Source organism: Paenibacillus sp. VCA1 (genome assembly GCF_031583795.1).
In the GTDB taxonomy this organism is placed as follows: domain Bacteria; phylum Bacillota; class Bacilli; order Paenibacillales; family Paenibacillaceae; genus Paenibacillus_AQ; species Paenibacillus_AQ albilobatus.
Genome location: NZ_JAVLSX010000043.1, coordinates 1 through 540 on the forward strand (window position 1 = coordinate 1; position 540 = coordinate 540).

At 41.3% G+C, this 540-nt stretch carries 1 protein-coding gene; it reads right to left on the reverse strand.

All coding sequences use genetic code 11. The features are described 5' to 3' along the window. Positions 1–485 (reverse strand): helix-turn-helix domain-containing protein (locus tag RJP21_RS31055; RefSeq protein ID WP_310862619.1); only part of this gene is annotated, 485 nt, incomplete at its 3' end. Between the last annotated feature and the right edge of the window lie 55 nt (positions 486–540).

Below are 540 nucleotides of genomic sequence, written 5' to 3' on the forward strand. Positions count from 1 at the left end.
TTGTTTCGAACTAAGGCATTCAACTTTTTTAGATACTCATTCTCCATTTCAAGCTGCTTGATACGTTCTTCGAGGGCTTCGACAGAGCTTTCAACTACGGATCGTTTAGTAGACGAATTGGAGTTTTTTTTCATGGATGAACGCCCCTTCTTTTTTGGCTCAAGGGCTTCTAAACCGCCTGTCTCCATCTTTTTCTGCCAGGAATGCAAGATGGAGAAGTTCGAAAGGTTGAACAGAGCAGCAGTATCCATGAGAGAAGCTTTTGATTGAGCCATATGATTAAGTACGTCCAGTTTAAAGCTTGCCGGATAATTTGTATAGCCGTTAGTAAAGGCACGCTCACCATGCATCTCATAAAGCTTTAACCAATATTGAAACTGGGACTTGTTAACGCCCATTTCGTTTGCGTATTCCGTTAGCGACAGAAGATCAGAGTTATACCCTTGAATTATCGCCAATTTCCTATCCTTCGTAAATTTGGTCATAAAAAAACTGCACCTCCAACTGTTAGAGTGTGTCTAACAATTGGGGTGCAGTTCA